General features: G+C 50.3%; 19 protein-coding genes. 12 read left to right on the forward strand and 7 right to left on the reverse strand.

The genetic code is table 11. From position 1 onward, the window contains the following. Window positions 1-40: 40 nt before the first annotated feature. A complete protein-coding gene (gene hexR, locus HEN21_RS00110) occupies window positions 41-910 on the reverse strand; it encodes a DNA-binding transcriptional regulator HexR (protein ID WP_001056712.1) in 870 nt (289 codons plus the stop codon). 22 nt (window positions 911-932) lie between these two features. Between hexR and HEN21_RS00115 the strand changes: the two genes are divergently transcribed. The 4 genes from HEN21_RS00115 (at window position 933) to kdgA (ending at window position 5,447) form a co-directional block, all read left to right on the forward strand. After that, the gene (locus HEN21_RS00115; protein WP_016158103.1) at window positions 933-1,232 is read left to right on the forward strand and encodes a hypothetical protein; all 300 of its coding nucleotides are present in this window, start codon (window positions 933-935) and stop codon (window positions 1,230-1,232) included. Between the two features lie 15 nt (window positions 1,233-1,247). Then, a complete protein-coding gene (gene zwf / locus HEN21_RS00120) occupies window positions 1,248-2,723 on the forward strand; it encodes a glucose-6-phosphate dehydrogenase (protein ID WP_000301722.1) in 1,476 nt (491 codons plus the stop codon). A 234-nt stretch (window positions 2,724-2,957) separates the two neighbouring features. Next, window positions 2,958-4,769: a phosphogluconate dehydratase gene (gene edd, locus HEN21_RS00125; protein ID WP_001069467.1), complete on the forward strand. Its 1,812-nt coding sequence runs from the start codon at window positions 2,958-2,960 to the stop codon at window positions 4,767-4,769. A gap of 36 nt (window positions 4,770-4,805) precedes the next feature. Continuing rightward, window positions 4,806-5,447, forward strand: coding sequence for a bifunctional 4-hydroxy-2-oxoglutarate aldolase/2-dehydro-3-deoxy-phosphogluconate aldolase (gene kdgA, locus HEN21_RS00130; RefSeq protein WP_000800514.1), 642 nt, complete (start codon window positions 4,806-4,808; stop codon window positions 5,445-5,447). A 56-nt stretch (window positions 5,448-5,503) separates the two neighbouring features. Here kdgA and purT read toward each other — a convergent pair whose 3' ends face one another. After that, window positions 5,504-6,682: a formate-dependent phosphoribosylglycinamide formyltransferase gene (gene purT / locus HEN21_RS00135; protein WP_176252060.1), complete on the reverse strand. Its 1,179-nt coding sequence runs from the start codon at window positions 6,680-6,682 to the stop codon at window positions 5,504-5,506. Between the two features lie 141 nt (window positions 6,683-6,823). Between purT and yebG the strand changes: the two genes are divergently transcribed. The 4 genes from yebG (at window position 6,824) to ptrB (ending at window position 10,796) form a co-directional block, all read left to right on the forward strand. After that, window positions 6,824-7,114, forward strand: a complete 291-nt coding sequence (gene yebG, locus HEN21_RS00140) for a DNA damage-inducible protein YebG (RefSeq protein ID WP_000257576.1) — start codon at window positions 6,824-6,826, stop codon at window positions 7,112-7,114. 66 nt (window positions 7,115-7,180) lie between these two features. Continuing rightward, complete coding sequence (gene yebF, locus HEN21_RS00145; protein WP_010345796.1) at window positions 7,181-7,537, forward strand: protein YebF; 357 nt, start codon at window positions 7,181-7,183, stop codon at window positions 7,535-7,537. Window positions 7,538-7,866: 329 nt separating this feature from the next. After that, complete coding sequence (locus HEN21_RS00150; RefSeq protein ID WP_176252059.1) at window positions 7,867-8,526, forward strand: tellurite resistance TerB family protein; 660 nt, start codon at window positions 7,867-7,869, stop codon at window positions 8,524-8,526. Between the two features lie 209 nt (window positions 8,527-8,735). After that, window positions 8,736-10,796 (forward strand): oligopeptidase B, encoded by a 2,061-nt coding sequence (gene ptrB / locus HEN21_RS00155; RefSeq protein ID WP_021550650.1) that lies wholly within the window; start codon window positions 8,736-8,738, stop codon window positions 10,794-10,796. Here the strand turns inward: ptrB and exoX are convergent. From exoX to holE, 3 genes are all read right to left on the reverse strand, one after another. Beyond that, the gene (gene exoX / locus HEN21_RS00160) at window positions 10,793-11,455 is read right to left on the reverse strand and encodes an exodeoxyribonuclease X (protein ID WP_000944292.1); all 663 of its coding nucleotides are present in this window, start codon (window positions 11,453-11,455) and stop codon (window positions 10,793-10,795) included. The two genes, ptrB and exoX, sit on opposite strands and share 4 nt — an antisense overlap. Before the next feature lie 24 nt (window positions 11,456-11,479). Beyond that, complete coding sequence (gene yobB, locus HEN21_RS00165) at window positions 11,480-12,136, reverse strand: carbon-nitrogen hydrolase family protein YobB (RefSeq protein WP_176252058.1); 657 nt, start codon at window positions 12,134-12,136, stop codon at window positions 11,480-11,482. Window positions 12,137-12,236: 100 nt separating this feature from the next. Continuing rightward, window positions 12,237-12,467 carry a DNA polymerase III subunit theta gene (gene holE / locus HEN21_RS00170; protein WP_000916765.1) on the reverse strand — a complete coding sequence of 77 codons (231 nt, stop codon included), beginning with the start codon at window positions 12,465-12,467 and terminating at the stop codon, window positions 12,237-12,239. Window positions 12,468-12,605: 138 nt separating this feature from the next. On the opposite strand from holE, the gene yobA reads away from it, so the two are divergent. The 4 genes from yobA (at window position 12,606) to pphA (ending at window position 15,273) form a co-directional block, all read left to right on the forward strand. Continuing rightward, complete coding sequence (gene yobA, locus HEN21_RS00175; RefSeq protein WP_000255066.1) at window positions 12,606-12,977, forward strand: CopC domain-containing protein YobA; 372 nt, start codon at window positions 12,606-12,608, stop codon at window positions 12,975-12,977. Between the two features lie 3 nt (window positions 12,978-12,980). Then, window positions 12,981-13,853: a copper homeostasis membrane protein CopD gene (copD, locus tag HEN21_RS00180; RefSeq protein ID WP_105286888.1), complete on the forward strand. Its 873-nt coding sequence runs from the start codon at window positions 12,981-12,983 to the stop codon at window positions 13,851-13,853. A gap of 12 nt (window positions 13,854-13,865) precedes the next feature. Then, on the forward strand, window positions 13,866-14,207 hold the full coding sequence (locus HEN21_RS00185; protein ID WP_176252057.1) for a YebY family protein: 342 nt from the start codon (window positions 13,866-13,868) through the stop codon (window positions 14,205-14,207). A gap of 409 nt (window positions 14,208-14,616) precedes the next feature. Next, entirely contained in the window at window positions 14,617-15,273 is a 657-nt protein-coding gene (gene pphA / locus HEN21_RS00190) for a protein-serine/threonine phosphatase (protein ID WP_176252056.1), read from the forward strand. Here pphA and HEN21_RS00195 read toward each other — a convergent pair whose 3' ends face one another. Both HEN21_RS00195 and HEN21_RS00200 read right to left on the reverse strand, forming a co-directional pair. After that, window positions 15,274-15,465 carry a YdfD/YebW family protein gene (locus HEN21_RS00195; protein WP_176252055.1) on the reverse strand — a complete coding sequence of 64 codons (192 nt, stop codon included), beginning with the start codon at window positions 15,463-15,465 and terminating at the stop codon, window positions 15,274-15,276. 105 nt (window positions 15,466-15,570) lie between these two features. Beyond that, window positions 15,571-15,807: a DUF1480 family protein gene (locus HEN21_RS00200; RefSeq protein ID WP_010345804.1), complete on the reverse strand. Its 237-nt coding sequence runs from the start codon at window positions 15,805-15,807 to the stop codon at window positions 15,571-15,573. Between the last annotated feature and the right edge of the window lie 20 nt (window positions 15,808-15,827).

The raw sequence follows: 15,827 nt of genomic DNA on the forward strand, positions 1-15,827 counted from the left end.
CATTCGGATGTCGTATAAGATTAGAACAGTGGCAATCGTTTTAACGATCGTCACTTAAATTAAGTAACTGCTTATCAAAACGCGATTCCTTGAGAGCTTCCTTGACCCGCTTCAAGTTATCTCTGAATTTTGCGCCGCGTCGCAAAGTAAATCCTGTTGCCAGCACATCTATCACGGTCAACTGGGCAAGTCGAGAGACCATGGGCATATAAATGTCAGTATCTTCCGGTACGTCGAGGGTAATTGCCAGCGTTGCTTCCCGGGCGAGTGGTGTACCAGCAGAGGTGAGGGCAATCACCATTGCGTCGTTTTCCCGCGCCAGCTGCGCCAATTCAACCAGATTTTTGGTCCTGCCGGTGTGGGAAATCAACACAACGACGTCTCCATCGCTACAGTTCATACAACTCATTCGCTGCAGTACGATATCGTCCGAGTAGATCACCGGAACATTGAAGCGAAAAAACTTATTCATTGCATCGTGAGCAACAGCGGCAGAAGAACCTAACCCGAAAAAGGCAATTTTCTTCGCCTGGGTGAGGAGATCAACAGCGCGATTGACGGCGGACTTATCCAGCGAGTGGCGGACGTGATCGAGAGTAGCCATTGCCGACTCAAATATTTTCCCTGTGTATGATTCAACGCTGTCATCTTCACTGACGTTGCGATTAACATAGGGTGTGCCATTAGCCAGACTTTGCGCCAGATGCAGTTTAAAATCAGGAAAACCGCGAGTGTCCATGCTGCGACAGAAACGATTGACTGTAGGTTCGCTAACATTGGCTTCCAGTGCCAGCGCAGCAATACTCGAATGGATCGCGTTGTCGGGCGAGACAAGAATGACCTCGGCAACTTTGCGTTCTGATTTGCTCAAATGTTCCAGCTGAGACTGGATTTTTTCCAGCATATTCATGATGTAAAGAGACTCACGGGTAATGACGATTTCCGCACTGAAAGAAATCGAAATGCAGTTTTGTCAGATATTACGCCTGTGTGCTGTGTTAATGACAAAAGCAGATAAAAAAGTTGTTATTTTTTTTCATAACATGATCAGTGTCAGATTTTTACCCAAAGGAAAACGATGGTTTTTTTATCAGTTTTGCCGCACTTTACGCGCTTTTGCCGTAATCGCACGGGTGGATAAGCGTTTACAGTTTTCGCAAGCTCGTAAAAGCAGTACAGTGCACCGTAAGAAAATTACAATTATACCCAGGCTTAAGTACCGGGTTAGTTAACTTAAGGAGAATGACATGGCGGTAACGCAAACAGCCCAGGCCTGTGACCTGGTCATTTTCGGCGCGAAAGGCGACCTTGCGCGTCGTAAATTGCTGCCTTCCCTGTATCAACTGGAAAAAGCCGGTCAGCTCAACCCAGACACCCGGATTATCGGCGTAGGGCGTGCTGACTGGGATAAAGCGGCATATACAAAAGTTGTCCGCGAGGCGCTCGAAACTTTCATGAAAGAAACCATTGATGAAGGTTTATGGGACACCCTGAGTGCGCGTCTGGATTTTTGTAATCTCGACGTCAATGATACGGCTGCATTCAGTCGTCTCGGTGCGATGCTGGATCAAAAAAATCGTATCACCATTAACTACTTTGCCATGCCTCCTGGCACCTTTGGTGCAATCTGCAAAGGGCTGGGTGAGGCGAAACTGAACGGCAAACCGGCACGCGTGGTGATGGAAAAACCGCTGGGTACGTCGCTGGCGACCTCGCGTGAAATCAACGATCAGGTAGGCGAATACTTCGAGGAGTGCCAGGTTTACCGTATCGACCACTATCTGGGTAAAGAAACGGTACTGAACCTGCTGGCGCTGCGTTTTGCTAACTCACTGTTTGTGAACAACTGGGACAATCGCACCATTGATCATGTTGAGATCACGGTGGCAGAAGAGGTTGGGATCGAAGGGCGCTGGGGCTATTTCGATAAAGCCGGTCAGATGCGCGATATGATCCAGAACCACCTGCTACAAATTCTCTGCATGATTGCGATGTCTCCGCCGTCTGACCTGAGTGCCGATAGCATCCGGGATGAAAAAGTGAAAGTACTTAAGTCGCTGCGCCGCATTGATCGCTCTAACGTGCGTGAAAAGACGGTGCGTGGGCAGTACACCGCAGGTTTTGCGCAGGGCAAAAAAGTACCGGGTTATCTGGAAGAAGAGGGCGCGAACAAAAGCAGTAACACGGAAACCTTCGTGGCGATCCGCGTCGACATCGATAACTGGCGCTGGGCTGGCGTACCGTTCTACCTGCGTACCGGTAAACGTCTGCCGACTAAATGCTCTGAAGTGGTGGTCTATTTCAAAACGCCAGAACTGAATCTGTTTAAAGAATCCTGGCAGGATCTGCCGCAGAACAAATTAACCATCCGTCTGCAACCTGATGAGGGCGTGGATATCCAGGTACTGAATAAAGTTCCTGGTCTTGACCATAAACATAACCTGCAAATCACTAAGCTGGATCTGAGCTATTCAGAAACCTTTAATCAGACACATCTGGCTGATGCTTACGAACGTCTGTTGCTGGAAACGATGCGCGGTATTCAGGCGTTGTTTGTGCGTCGCGATGAAGTAGAAGAAGCGTGGAAATGGGTGGATTCTATTACTGAAGCCTGGGCGATGGACAACGATGCACCGAAACCGTATCAGGCCGGAACCTGGGGACCTGTTGCCTCGGTGGCGATGATTACTCGTGACGGTCGTTCCTGGAATGAGTTTGAGTAATATCTCGACTTATCCTTACGGGTTATTTTACCGGTAACATGATCTTGCACAGATTGTAGAGTAATTTTTACACTTTTGAGCCTCGTGTGGATTCACCCACGAGGCTTTTTTTATTACACTGACTGAAACGTTTCTGCCCTATGAGCTCCGGTTACAGGCGTTTCAGTCATAATTTTCCTGAATGAAACGCGTTGTGAATCATCCTGCTCTGACAACTCAATTTCAGGAGCCTTTATGAATCCACAATTGTTACGCGTAACAAATCGAATCATTGAACGTTCGCGCGAGACTCGCTCTGCATACCTCGCCCGGATCGAACAAGCGAAAACTTCGACCGTTCATCGTTCGCAGTTGGCATGTGGTAACCTGGCACACGGTTTCGCTGCCTGCCAGCCAGAAGACAAAGCCTCTCTGAAAAGCATGTTGCGTAACAATATTGCTATCATCACCTCCTACAACGACATGCTCTCTGCCCACCAGCCTTATGAACACTACCCGGAGATTATTCGTAAAGCACTGCATGAAGCCAACGCGGTCGGTCAGGTTGCAGGTGGTGTTCCGGCTATGTGCGATGGTGTAACCCAGGGGCAGGACGGCATGGAACTGTCGCTGCTAAGCCGCGAAGTGATTGCAATGTCTGCGGCGGTGGGGCTGTCCCATAATATGTTTGATGGCGCGCTGTTTCTCGGCGTGTGCGACAAGATTGTCCCGGGTCTGACGATGGCAGCCCTGTCGTTTGGTCATTTGCCTGCGGTGTTTGTGCCGTCTGGACCGATGGCAAGCGGTTTGCCAAATAAAGAAAAAGTGCGTATTCGCCAGCTTTATGCCGAAGGTAAAGTGGACCGCATGGCACTACTGGAGTCAGAAGCCGCGTCTTATCATGCGCCGGGAACATGTACTTTCTACGGTACTGCCAACACCAACCAGATGGTGGTGGAGTTTATGGGGATGCAGTTGCCAGGCTCTTCTTTTGTTCATCCGGATTCTCCGCTGCGCGATGCTTTGACCGCTGCCGCTGCGCGTCAGGTTACACGCATGACCGGTAATGGTAATGAATGGATGCCGATCGGTAAGATGATCGATGAGAAAGTGGTGGTGAACGGTATTGTTGCACTGCTGGCGACCGGCGGCTCCACTAACCACACAATGCACCTGGTGGCGATGGCGCGTGCGGCGGGTATTCAGATTAACTGGGATGACTTCTCTGATCTTTCTGATGTCGTACCGCTGATGGCGCGTCTCTACCCGAACGGTCCGGCTGATATTAACCACTTCCAGGCGGCGGGTGGTGTACCGGTGCTGGTACGTGAACTGCTCAAGGCGGGTCTGCTGCATGAAGATGTCAACACGGTAGCGGGTTTTGGCCTTTCGCGTTATACCCTCGAACCGTGGCTGAATAACGGTGAGCTGGACTGGCGCGAAGGCGCAGAAAAATCGCTCGACAGCAATGTGATTGCTTCCTTCGAGCAGCCTTTCTCTCATCATGGCGGGACAAAAGTGTTAAGCGGTAACCTGGGCCGTGCGGTTATGAAGACCTCTGCCGTACCGGTAGAAAACCAAGTGATTGAAGCGCCTGCGGTTGTTTTTGAAAGCCAACATGACGTTATGCCTGCCTTTGAAGCGGGTTTGCTGGATCGCGATTGTGTGGTTGTTGTCCGTCATCAGGGGCCAAAAGCGAACGGAATGCCAGAATTACATAAACTCATGCCGCCACTTGGTGTATTATTGGACCGGTGTTTCAAAATTGCGTTAGTTACTGATGGACGACTCTCTGGTGCTTCAGGTAAAGTGCCGTCAGCTATCCACGTAACACCAGAAGCCTACGATGGCGGGCTGCTGGCAAAAGTGCGCGACGGGGACATCATTCGTGTGAATGGACAGACAGGCGAACTGACGCTGCTGGTAGACGAAGCGGAACTGGCTGCTCGCGAACCGCACATTCCTGACCTGAGCGCGTCACGCGTGGGAACAGGACGTGAATTATTCAGTGCCTTGCGTGAAAAACTGTCCGGTGCCGAACAGGGCGCAACCTGTATCACTTTTTAAGACGACAAATTTGTAATCAGGCGAGAGAAAACTCTGATGAAAAACTGGAAAACAAGTGCAGAATCAATCCTGACCACCGGCCCGGTTGTACCGGTTATCGTGGTAAAAAAACTGGAACACGCGGTGCCGATGGCAAAAGCGTTGGTTGCTGGTGGGGTGCGCGTTCTGGAAGTGACTCTGCGTACCGAGTGTGCAGTTGATGCTATCCGTGCTATCGCCAAAGAAGTGCCTGAAGCGATTGTGGGTGCCGGTACGGTGCTGAATCCACAGCAACTGGCAGAAGTGACCGAAGCGGGTGCACAGTTCGCAATCAGCCCGGGTTTGACTGAGCCTCTGCTGAAAGCGGCGACTGAAGGTACAATTCCTCTGATCCCAGGGATCAGCACTGTTTCCGAACTGATGCTGGGTATGGACTACGGCCTGAAAGAGTTCAAATTCTTCCCGGCTGAAGCTAATGGCGGCGTGAAAGCCCTGCAGGCGATCGCAGGTCCGTTCTCCCAGGTGCGTTTCTGCCCGACTGGTGGTATTTCTCCGGCTAACTACCGTGATTACCTGGCGCTGAAAAGCGTACTGTGCATCGGTGGTTCCTGGCTGGTTCCGGCGGATGCGCTGGAAGCGGGCGATTACGACCGTATTACTCAACTGGCGCGTGAAGCAGTAGAAGGCGCTAAGCTGTAAAAATTAAAAATGCCCGATTGTGAATCGGGCATTTTTGTCGCTTGCTTTTAACAGATTTAACCTTGCACTTTCACCTGACCGGCGGCGTGCTTCGCGCGTTCAATCGCCTCATCAACACTCTCTGCGGTCGCCAGAGCCACACCCAGACGACGGCTGCCATCAATTTCCGGCTTACCAAATAATCTAATCTGTAGACCTGCGCCTACGGCATTCTGCACATTATCAAACGTGACATTCTGACTGGTCAGTTGCGGCAGGATAACGGCTGAAGCGGCTGGACCATACTGGCGGATCCCACCAACAGGCAGTCCAAGGAACGCGCGTACATGCAGGGCAAACTCTGAGAGATCCTGAGAAATTAACGTCACCATCCCGGTGTCATGCGGGCGAGGGGAGACTTCACTGAAAATTACCTCATCACCACAGACAAACAACTCGACACCAAACAGCCCATAACCGCCCAGCGCCAGCACTACTTTACGGGCAATCTCCTGCGCACGTTCAAGGGCAAGTGGGCTCATTGGCTGCGGTTGCCATGATTCACGGTAGTCTCCATCTTCCTGACGATGACCTACTGGCGCACAGAAATGGACACCATCCACGGCGCTGACGGTCAGTAGTGTTATTTCGAAGTCAAACTTAACCACGCCTTCAACAATCACACGACCCGCTCCAGCGCGACCACCTTGCTGGGCGTACTCCCACGCCTGAGCAAGTTGTTCGGCAGAGCGAATAAATGTCTGCCCCTTGCCGGAAGAACTCATCACCGGTTTAACAATACAGGGATAGCCAATGGTGGCAACCGCCTCGCGGAAAAGGTTTTCGCTGTCGGCAAAACGATACGTTGAAGTGGGAATATGCAGCTCTTCTGCCGCCAGACGGCGGATGCCCTCGCGATTCATGGTTAATTTTGTCGCGCGCGCGCAGGGGACAACATTCAGTCCTTCCTCTTCAAGCTGGATCAGCATATCGGTGGCAATAGCTTCAATCTCTGGCACGATATAGTGCGGCTTTTCCAGTTCAACCACGCGGCGCAATGCATCACCATCCAGCATATTAATGACATGGGAGCGGTGCGCGACATGCATGGCTGGCGCGTCGGCATAGCGATCAACCGCAATCACCTCTACGCCGAGGCGCTGGCACTCGATTGCCACTTCTTTACCCAGTTCACCGGAACCTAATAACATCACGCGAGTTGCTGCCGGACGCAGCGCAGTGCCTAATAACGTCATAACGAATATCCCCTGATTAATTCCGCGTGAAGTATAAACGAAAACGTTTGCGTGTGTCTTTATTGCTTGATTGCTTGCGTTGATTTCTCAACTGAAAAGAAATATACTGTATAAAATTACAGTTATGGTGAGAGGCTGCAAATGGCGGTTGAAATTAAATACGTAGTCATTCGTGAGGGCGAAGAGAAGATGTCGTTTACCAGCAAAAAGGAAGCCGATGCTTATGACAAAATGCTTGATACGGCGGATCTGCTCGACACCTGGCTGGCAAATTCCCCGGTCAAAATGGAAGACGAGCAACGTGAAGCTCTTTCACTGTGGCTGGCAGAGCAGAAAGATGTCCTGAGTACCATCCTGAAAACAGGCAAATTACCGTCTCCGCAGGTGGTCGATAATAGCAACGATGCGGAAGATGAGACCCACGCCGCCTGAAGCAACTTGCGCTCCTGACAATTTGTACCATGCTTTCTCCTGAATCATTGTGCTATGGAGAAAAACATGAAAAAAAGAGGAGCGTTGTTGGGGCTGTTACTGCTTTCTGCCTGCGCATCAGTTTTCGCTGCAAATAACGAAACCAGCAAGTCGGTAACTTTCCCAAAGTGTGAAGGTCTGGATGCAGCCGGAATTGCCGCGAGTGTAAAACGCGATTATCAACAAAACCGCGTAGCGCGCTGGGCAGACGATCAAAAAATCGTTGGTCAGGCAGATCCGGTAGCGTGGGTCAGTTTGCAGGATATTCAGGGTAAAGATGATAAATGGTCAGTTCCGCTGACTGTGCGCGGTAAAAGTGCCGATATTCATTATCAGGTAAGCGTGGACTGTAAAGCGGGAATGGCCGAGTATCAGCGTCGTTAATGGCTAGTAGTCATTGCGCATCATTCCTGGCGGATGCGGCGTAAAAGCTTGTCCGCCTTACAATACTTCAGACCCGTAGGCATGATAAGGCGCGACCGCATCGCAGCAGGCAATCAGCAACAGATAATCCCAATCAATCCTTCCCCCAAATTTCCAACATAGCATTTCCAACATAGCAGCTCCACAGCAAGCACCTTATCTGACGCGAATTTCCGTCGCTGACTTCCTTTTCGGTCCGCTTATTTGCGCATCTTTTGCCGCAATATACACTTTCTGACATCCTCATCCGCTATGCTACAGGCACTAAAAATGGTTATTGAGGAGCAAATATGGCTAACTGGTTAAATCAACTGCAATCCCTTCTTGGGCAAAACAGTTCTTCTACCTCCTCGTCTACGGATCAGGGATTGGGCAAACTTTTAGTGCCGGGCGCATTAGGCGGGCTGGCAGGGCTGCTGGTCGCAAATAAATCAGCACGTAAACTTCTCACGAAATATGGCACCAATGCGTTGCTGGTTGGCGGCGGAGCGGTAGCGGGTACGGTGCTGTGGAACAAATACAAAGATAAAATTCGTGCGGCGCATCAGGATGAACCGCAATTCGGCATTCAAAGCACGCCGCTGGATGAGCGTACGGAACGTTTGATCCTTGCACTGGTCTTTGCCGCTAAAAGTGATGGTCATATTGATGCCAAAGAACGTGCGGCTATCGACAAGCAATTGCGTGAAGCCGGCGTGGAAGAGCAGGGGCGTGTACTCATTGAGCAGGCAATTGAACAACCGCTGGATCCGCAGCGCCTGGCGAACGGGGTTCGTAATGAAGAAGAGGCGCTGGAAATCTATTTCTTGAGCTGTGCAGCTATTGATATTGATCATTTCATGGAGCGTAGCTACCTGAATGCATTGGGCGACGCGCTGAAAATTCCCCAGGATGTTCGTGAAGGGATCGAACGCGATCTCGAACAGCAAAAGCGCACTTTGGCGGAATAATTCCGCTCTCTGGATAGCCCGATAGTTGAGTTTATCTGGCTATCCAAAACCGCACAGCCATTTGAACGGACTGATTTTCTCTGTCAGCATATCATTCGATATCCACGCCATTACCTGTCATCATCTGAGCAATGACAACCCTGTTTCGCTTGCATCCCGGGTGAGTTTTGCCACCCTTATAAGATGTTTCAACCAGAAAGAACAATAACATGCTACCAAAAGCCGCCCGCATTCCCCACGCCATGACGCTTCATGGCGATACGCGCATCGATAATTACTACTGGCTGCGGGACGACACACGCTCGCAGCCGGAAGTACTGGACTACCTGCAACAAGAAAATAGCTACGGTCATCGGGTGATGGCCTCGCAACAAGCCTTGCAGGATCGCATATTAAAGGAAATTATCGACCGCATTCCGCAAAGAGAAGTTTCTGCGCCCTACATCAAAAATGGCTACCGCTACCGGCATATTTATGAACCTGGCTGTGAATATGCCATCTACCAGCGTCAGTCGGCGTTCAGTGAAGAGTGGGATGAGTGGGAAACATTGCTCGATGCCAACAAGCGCGCGGCGCACAGTGAGTTTTATTCGATGGGCGGAATGGCAATTACCCCCGATAACACCATTATGGCGCTGGCAGAAGATTTCCTTTCGCGACGCCAGTACGGCATCCGTTTTCGCAATCTTGAAACGGGCAACTGGTATCCCGAATTGCTGGATAATGTCGATCCCAGCTTTGTCTGGGCGAATGACTCGTGGACTTTCTATTATGTGCGTAAGCATCCGGTGACGCTGCTGCCTTATCAGGTTTGGCGCCACGCCATCGGGACTCCAGCATCGCAAGATAAACTGATCTACGAAGAAAAAGACGATACCTATTACGTCAGTTTGCATAAAACGACATCGAAGCACTATGTAGTCATTCACCTGGCCAGCGCCACCACCAGTGAAGTTCGCTTGCTGGACGCGGAAATGGCCGATGCCGAGCCGTTTGTTTTTCTGCCGCGCCGCAAAGATCACGAATACAGTCTTGATCACTACCAGCATCGGTTTTATGTGCGTTCCAACCGCAACGGCAAAAACTTTGGCTTATACCGTACCCGTATGCGTGATGAGCAACAGTGGGAAGAGTTAATTCCGCCACGCGATAACATCATGCTGGAAGGATTTACGCTGTTTACCGACTGGCTGGTGGTTGAAGAGCGTCAGCGCGGGTTAACCAGTTTGCGCCAAATTAACCGCAAGACACGGGAAGTCATCGGCATTGCCTTTGATGATCCGGCCTACGTGACCTGGATTGCCTACAATCCAGAACCTGAAACCGCGCGATTGCGTTACGGTTATTCCTCCATGACCACGCCAGATACTTTGTTTGAACTGGATATGGATACCGGCGAGCGCCGCGTGCTGAAACAAACTGAAGTACCCGGTTTTGATGCGGCGAATTACCGCAGTGAACACTTGTGGATCACTGCCCGGGATGGCGTCGAAGTTCCGGTTTCGCTGGTCTATCATCGTAAGCACTTCCAGAAAGGCAACAATCCGCTGTTGGTATACGGTTATGGTTCTTACGGCGCAAGCATAGATGCCGATTTCAGTTTTAGCCGCCTGAGTTTGTTGGATCGTGGATTTGTCTACGCCATTGTGCATGTTCGTGGTGGCGGCGAACTGGGGCAACAATGGTACGAAGACGGTAAATTCCTGAAGAAGAAAAATACGTTTAATGATTACCTTGATGCCTGCGATGCTTTGTTAAAACTGGGCTATGGCTCTCCTTCGCTCTGTTATGCAATGGGAGGCAGTGCGGGGGGAATGCTGATGGGGGTCGCGATTAACGAACGCCCCGAACTGTTCCACGGTGTTATCGCTCAGGTGCCGTTTGTTGATGTCGTGACGACGATGCTTGATGAATCAATACCTCTTACCACTGGCGAATTTGAAGAGTGGGGGAATCCGCAGGATCCGCAATATTATGAGTATATGAAAAGCTACAGCCCGTATGACAACGTCACCGCGCAGCCTTATCCACATTTGCTGGTAACGACCGGTTTACACGATTCACAGGTGCAATACTGGGAACCGGCAAAATGGGTGGCTAAATTGCGCGAGCTTAAAACCGATGACCATCTGTTATTGCTGTGTACCGACATGGACTCAGGGCACGGCGGTAAATCGGGGCGCTTCAAATCTTACGAAGGTGTGGCGATGGAATATGCTTTTCTGGTTGCGCTGGCGCAGGGGACATTACCCGGTCAGCCAGCGGCTTAAGCATTCTCCAGATAATGCTTCAACGTTAAACGCAATTCCGGGCTCATACTGTCGAGGTTATTAAACAACCAGCGCAGGTAGCCCGGATCGCGCTCTGCAACTTCTGATACTGCTTTACCGCGATACTTGCCAAACGTGAACGTCGTTAACAATGATGGACGTCCAGTGATATCCGCCATTTGTTCCACCGTCCAGCCGGATGTGTTCATAATATCGATAAGCAAGGCTGCGGTGATGTAACAGTCATACAGCGCACGGTGGTGATGCAAGCCTGGCGGCGTTTGTACACTGAGTTTACGTGTTTTATACAACGCCATATTGCTGTACTTGATTCCTGGCCACAAACGACGAGCCAGTTTCATCGTGCAGATCCACTCGCCAGGCATTTCAGGCAGTACGCGGCGGTCAAAGCTGGCGTTGTGTGCGACATACCATTCACTACCATAGTAGTGCGGGATCACCTCCTCAATCCACGGTTTGTCGGCGACCATGGCTTCGGTAATTCGGTGAATTGCCATAGCCTGTGGGCTGATGGGACGGTCGGGGCGCACCAGGTGGCTCATGGGGTTGACGATTTTCCCATCAACAACATCAACTGAGGCAATCTCGACGATCCCTCCCTGTAAACCGCAGGTTTCTGTATCGATAATACGCAGCATGGCAAAACTCCGGGCCGAAAACGCCTAGCGTAATGGAATGATATCGCCTTGCCAACCCTGCGATGTGCGTTGACCAACTAACAATAACGAACCGCGATCGGCGCGGACGATAAGGCTGCCATGTTCATCCCACAGTGCGCTGTTGCCCCGGGCATTAGCCATCAGGACGGCGATGGAGAATTGATGTGAGAAAAATTGTAAGTGGCGAGTAGAAGCCAACAGGTCGGGCTCACTGATGCACTGACCGGTGGTAAACAGCGAACAGGTTGGGGGCATATCAATGCCTTCAGGTTGTCCATCCACCACAGTGATGGTTTTCGAATGTCGATCCAGACATGCGCCGTGGCTTTGATGATAAATTCCGGGCGCGTTCATCCCTGGGGCGAATACTGCAATACCACGAATAAAACGTTCATTATGTTCAACGGGGAGGCCGGTAATAATGGTCATTCGCCATGTTGTCGCGGCATAACAAAGCGGGGCTAACAGCGAAAGGTCGGGCGGGGCAGGCAGAGATCGTCGTTTATAATCACAGCCCAATAGAGAAAGCGAGGGAAAAACTAAAAGTTCGCACTGCTGTCTGGCGGCAGCCCTCACGAACTCCAGATGATGGGCTACCTGCTCAGTGAGTGAGGCATTACGAGGCTCATATTGTGCTGCTGCGACTTTCCTGTATGTCATGATGACTTCCTTTTCACAGTGTCCGCAAATATTGATGCGTATAAGAAAATACTCACAATTTAGCAGGCATCATGTAAGAAAGTGTAACTTAATATAAGGTTTATTTAAGTTTAGGCTCGTAAGGTAAACGTGACAGATTTACAGAGGCGAGACGGTGGGTGATAAGGCGCTCACGAAACCAGCTTCGCAGGTGTTCCGGTTGTTCACGTTCAACCGCCTCAGCAATTACCGGCATATTGTAACGTTCTTTAAATGCCACCCCGGCAGCAGCCAGATCGACATTAACTTTATCCATTTCAGTTTGATCCAGTTTAGCCAGATTCTTCAGCATATTGTGTCTCCTCGTTAATTGCGGGCAAAAGTTACTAAGAGTCAGCCAGGATGGCAAGCCGGAATTGATGATCCTCGACTCTATCATTAGACAAGGTTATGCTCTGTAAAAAAGTTATTACAAAAAGGAATAGATAATATGGTTTCAACTGCACGCTCTCTTCGTTACGCACTCGTATTTTTTGCCGCTTCGCTGGCGCCTTCTGTCTGGGCACATGCGCATCTGACGCATCAGTATCCTGCGGCGAATGCGGAGGTTACTGCTGCCCCACAGGCCATTACTTTAAACTTCTCTGAAAGTATTGAACCCGGATTCAGCGGCGCCAAAATCATCGGTTCAAAGAATGAAGATATTAAAACATTACCCGCGAAGCGTAATGAACAAGACAAAAACCAATTGATTGTTCCGCTTGCCGACGCCCTGAAGCCCGGAAGTTATACCGTCAACTGGCATGTTGTCTCGGTGGACGGGCATAAAACCAAAGGGCATTACACCTTTACAGTGAAATAAAACATGCTGGCGTTTACCTGGGTCGCACTGCGATTTATCCATTTTACCTCCCTGATGCTGGTCTTTGGCTTCGCGATGTATGGCGCATGGCTGGCTCCAATGGCACTTCGTCGCTTGCTGACGAAACGTTTTCTGCGTTTACAACAACATGCTGCCGTCTTGAGTTTGAGCAGCGCCGCTGCGATGTTCGCCGTTCAGGGCGGGTTGATGGGCGCGGGATGGTCGGATGTGGTTTCGTTGAACATTTGGCAATCGGTGTTACAAACGCAGTTTGGTGGTGTCTGGATTTGGCAAATCGTTCTCGCCCTCGTTACGCTAACTGTAGCTCTGATGCAACCAGGGAACATGCCACGTTTGTTGTTTGTGCTAACTACCGCGCAATTTATCCTGATGGCGGGAGTAGGACATGCGACGTTAAACGAAGGATTAACGGCGAAAATCCATCAGACGAATCACGCTGTACATCTGATTTGCGCGGCTGCATGGTTTGGTGGCTTGCTGCCGGTTGTCTGGTGTATGCGGTTGGTGAAAGGGCGCTGGCGACGTCAGGCCATTCATGCACTGGTGCGATTCTCCTGGTGTGGGCATTTTGCGGTGATTGGCGTGCTGGCAAGCGGCGTGCTTAATGCATTATTCATTACCGGATTTCCCCCAACACTTGCGACTTACTGGGGGCAACTTTTATTGCTCAAAGCCATACTGGTGATGATTATGGTAGCCATTGCACTGGCAAATCGTTATGTTCTGGTGCCACGGATGGGGCAAGATGAAGACCGTGCGGCTCCGTGGTTTGTGTGGATGACAAAACTCGAATGGGCGATAGGTGCGGTAGTGCTGGTGATTATCAGCCTGCTGGCAACTCTCGAACCTTTTTGATGGATTACGAAAATGATGAAACAAAGTATTCTGGCATTTGTATTGCTTACCAGTTCGGCAGCGGCGCTGGCGGCGCCACAAGTGATCACCGTTAGTCGCTTTGAAATTGGCAAAGACAAATGGGCATTTAATCGTGAAGAAGTGATGCTGACATGCCGACCGGGCAATGCGTTGTATGTCATTAACCCCAGCACTCTGGTGCAGTACCCTTTGAACGATGTCGCGCAAAAAGAAGTTACCAGCGGAAAGACCAACGCCCAGCCTATCTCAGTGATCCAGATTGATGATCCTAACAAACCAGGTGAAAAAATGAGTCTGGCACCGTTTATTGAAAGAGCTGAGAAACTCTGTTAATTATCTATAGTAGTCTTTTGATTTCCAATAAAAAACCGCCCGTATGCTTTCACCAGAACGGGCGGTTTTTAACATTTAAGAGGATGATAAACGCGCTTTTTTTCTGACCACTTTACGCGCGGACTGGAAAACCTGGCGTCGTCATCTATTCTTAAAGGGCAAGGCAACTAAGCCTGCATTAATGCCAACTTTTAGCGCACGGCTCTCTCCCAAGAGCCATTTCCCTGGACCGAATACAGGAATCGTGTTCGGTCTCTTTTTATCTATAAAGCCAGTTTGATGATTACATCACAGTTTTTACTGCACTGACTTCACCATCAACCATAACACACACTCTACTGCTTCAGTCCAGGCTTTTTTAACATTCTTGTTAAGATAATGTGATCTTCTGCGCGGGAGTAAGGAATTGATGAAACAGGCGAGACACATCTATCAGAAGATTGATGGCAGTCAGTGGCGACATATCTGGCTGGTGGGGGATATTCATGGCTGCCTGGCGCAACTGCGTAAGAAATTGTGGTACTGCCGGTTTGACCCGTGGCAAGACTTGCTGATCACGGTTGGGGACGTTATCGATCGTGGCCCGGAGAGTTTGCGTTGCCTGCAATTACTGGATCAACGCTGGGTCAGAGCGGTAAGGGGCAATCATGAGCAGATGGCGATAGATGCGCTGGATTCACAGCAGATGTCTTTGTGGTTTATGAATGGCGGTGACTGGTTTGCCACACTGACCGGGCGCCAATGCGAGCAGGCGAGAATGGCGCTGGAAAAGTGCTGGTCTTTGCCGTGGATAATTGAATTAAGCTGTAGTAGCGGATTGCATGTCATCGCCCATGCGGATTACCCCAACGATATTTATGAGTGGCATAAGGAAGTCGATCTGCATCAGGTGTTGTGGAGTCGATCGCGATTGCGTGGGAGTCAAAAAGGGCAGGGAATTACAGGTGCCGATCATTTCTGGTTTGGGCATACGCCATTACGGCATCGCGTGGATATCGGTAACTTGCATTATATTGATACCGGCGCCGTCTTCGGAGGTGAGTTGACTCTTGTGCAACTGCAATAATTAAAAGTCACTGTACTCGTGTGCAGGTCGCCAGAAACCATCAATAAAATCCTCAATCGGAAAACAGCCGCCGTGACGGATCCGTTGATCGTCCATTGAATAGAGGCACTGCTGTTCCGTATTGTAGACATCAACCACAATATCGTCACAACCAGCGTCCAGATAGCAAACAAAAAGTACCAGCGCGAACATTTCATCCTCGAAGTGCGGTGCCGTACCGTTAAGTTTAGGGGAGATTTTACAACGGGGGAAATAACCAGGATAAATAACCCGTCATGCCGACGGGTTCTTTTTGGATCAGGCAAGACGCATAATCCAGGCATCAGACTTTTGATCGTAGCGGGTACGGTAAAGGACAGAGTGTTCGCCGTTTAGCAGGGCTGGAATGCTGGTTTCGGCGTCCCAGGCATCAAGTTGCATACATAAATCCGGGTCAGATTTACAGGGGATGGTTAACGTTCGGTCACCAGGCGATTCGCCGGTTAACTCGCCGTCGTCGATTTCAAAAGCGCCTATGCGTACACTGGTTTTCATCTTCATGCTCTCCATTTAAG

It is taken from the genome of Escherichia sp. 93.1518 (genome assembly GCF_013368915.2).
Classification (GTDB): domain Bacteria; phylum Pseudomonadota; class Gammaproteobacteria; order Enterobacterales; family Enterobacteriaceae; genus Escherichia; species Escherichia ruysiae.

What these genes read in the sequence shown, in the direction of transcription:
- HEN21_RS00115 (WP_016158103.1), top strand. Translation starts at nt 933, where the DNA reads ATGACGATTTCCGCACTGAAAGAAATCGAAATGCAGTTTTGTCAGATA.
- exoX (WP_000944292.1), bottom strand. Translation starts at nt 11,455, where the DNA reads ATGCTGCGTATTATCGATACAGAAACCTGCGGTTTACAGGGAGGGATC.
- pphA (WP_176252056.1), top strand. Translation starts at nt 14,617, where the DNA reads ATGAAACAGGCGAGACACATCTATCAGAAGATTGATGGCAGTCAGTGG.
- HEN21_RS00150 (WP_176252059.1), top strand. Translation starts at nt 7,867, where the DNA reads ATGGCTAACTGGTTAAATCAACTGCAATCCCTTCTTGGGCAAAACAGT.
- HEN21_RS00185 (WP_176252057.1), top strand. Translation starts at nt 13,866, where the DNA reads ATGATGAAACAAAGTATTCTGGCATTTGTATTGCTTACCAGTTCGGCA.
- HEN21_RS00200 (WP_010345804.1), bottom strand. Translation starts at nt 15,807, where the DNA reads ATGAAAACCAGTGTACGCATAGGCGCTTTTGAAATCGACGACGGCGAG.
- yebF (WP_010345796.1), top strand. Translation starts at nt 7,181, where the DNA reads ATGAAAAAAAGAGGAGCGTTGTTGGGGCTGTTACTGCTTTCTGCCTGC.
- hexR (WP_001056712.1), bottom strand. Translation starts at nt 910, where the DNA reads ATGAATATGCTGGAAAAAATCCAGTCTCAGCTGGAACATTTGAGCAAA.
- yobA (WP_000255066.1), top strand. Translation starts at nt 12,606, where the DNA reads ATGGTTTCAACTGCACGCTCTCTTCGTTACGCACTCGTATTTTTTGCC.
- HEN21_RS00195 (WP_176252055.1), bottom strand. Translation starts at nt 15,465, where the DNA reads ATGTTCGCGCTGGTACTTTTTGTTTGCTATCTGGACGCTGGTTGTGAC.
- purT (WP_176252060.1), bottom strand. Translation starts at nt 6,682, where the DNA reads ATGACGTTATTAGGCACTGCGCTGCGTCCGGCAGCAACTCGCGTGATG.
- edd (WP_001069467.1), top strand. Translation starts at nt 2,958, where the DNA reads ATGAATCCACAATTGTTACGCGTAACAAATCGAATCATTGAACGTTCG.
- kdgA (WP_000800514.1), top strand. Translation starts at nt 4,806, where the DNA reads ATGAAAAACTGGAAAACAAGTGCAGAATCAATCCTGACCACCGGCCCG.
- yebG (WP_000257576.1), top strand. Translation starts at nt 6,824, where the DNA reads ATGGCGGTTGAAATTAAATACGTAGTCATTCGTGAGGGCGAAGAGAAG.
- holE (WP_000916765.1), bottom strand. Translation starts at nt 12,467, where the DNA reads ATGCTGAAGAATCTGGCTAAACTGGATCAAACTGAAATGGATAAAGTT.
- copD (WP_105286888.1), top strand. Translation starts at nt 12,981, where the DNA reads ATGCTGGCGTTTACCTGGGTCGCACTGCGATTTATCCATTTTACCTCC.
- ptrB (WP_021550650.1), top strand. Translation starts at nt 8,736, where the DNA reads ATGCTACCAAAAGCCGCCCGCATTCCCCACGCCATGACGCTTCATGGC.
- yobB (WP_176252058.1), bottom strand. Translation starts at nt 12,136, where the DNA reads ATGACATACAGGAAAGTCGCAGCAGCACAATATGAGCCTCGTAATGCC.
- zwf (WP_000301722.1), top strand. Translation starts at nt 1,248, where the DNA reads ATGGCGGTAACGCAAACAGCCCAGGCCTGTGACCTGGTCATTTTCGGC.